Source organism: Microseira wollei NIES-4236 (genome assembly GCF_020521235.1).
GTDB lineage: Bacteria > Cyanobacteriota > Cyanobacteriia > Cyanobacteriales > Aerosakkonemataceae > Microseira > Microseira wollei.
Genome location: NZ_BLAY01000479.1, coordinates 1 through 847, shown reverse-complemented (window position 1 = coordinate 847; position 847 = coordinate 1). Strand labels below are relative to the sequence as shown.

Sequence of the window (847 nt, the reverse complement as noted above, 5' to 3'; positions counted from 1 at the left end):
CATTTTGATTGCCTTGACCAATTTCTCCTAAGCTTCCTGCCACTTGCCTACGGGTGTCATCATCAAGTTGGTCAGATTTGAGCAGTTGCACCAAAGCATCGATCGCATTTTGATTGCCTTGACCAATTTCTCCTAAGCTTCCTGCCACTTGCCTACGGGTGTCATCATCAAGTTGGTCAGATTTGAGCAGTTGCACCAAAGCATCGATCGCATTTTGATTGCCTTGACCAATGTTCCCTAAGCTTACTGCCACTAGACTAAGGGTGCGATCATCAAGTTGGGGAGAACCCAGCAGTTGCACCAAAGCATTGATCGCATTTTGATTGCCTTGACCAATGTTCCCTAAGCTTTCTGCTACTCGCCAACGGGTATGATAATAAAGTTGGTGAGAACCGAGCAGTTGCACCAAAGTATTGATCGCATTTTGATTGCCTTGACCAATCTTCCCTAAGCTTTCTGCCACTTGCCTACGGGTGCAATCATCAAGTTGGTCAGATTTGAGCAGTTGCACCAAAGCATCGATCGCATTTTGATTGCCTTGACCAATGTTCCCTAAGCTTTCTGCCACTCGCCTACGGGTGAAATCACCAAGTTGGGGAGAACCCAGCAGTTGAACTAAAGCATTGATCGCTTTTTGATTGCCAGGGTCAATGTACCCTAAGCTTTCTGCCACTTGCCTACGGGTGTCATCATCAAGTTGGTTAGATTTGAGCAGTTGCCCTAAAGCATCGATCGCTTTTTGATTGCCAGGGTCAATGTACCCTAAGCTTTCTGCCACTTGCCTACGGGTGTCATCATCAAGTTGGTCAGATTTGAGCAGTTGCCCTAAAGCATCGATCGCTTTTTG

The 847-nt window shown here is 46.5% G+C and carries 1 protein-coding gene; it reads right to left on the bottom strand.

Annotation, left to right across the window (positions count from 1 at the left end):
* The coding region (locus MiSe_RS49360; protein WP_226594915.1) for a HEAT repeat domain-containing protein at positions 1–847 on the bottom strand (847 nt) is incomplete at both ends.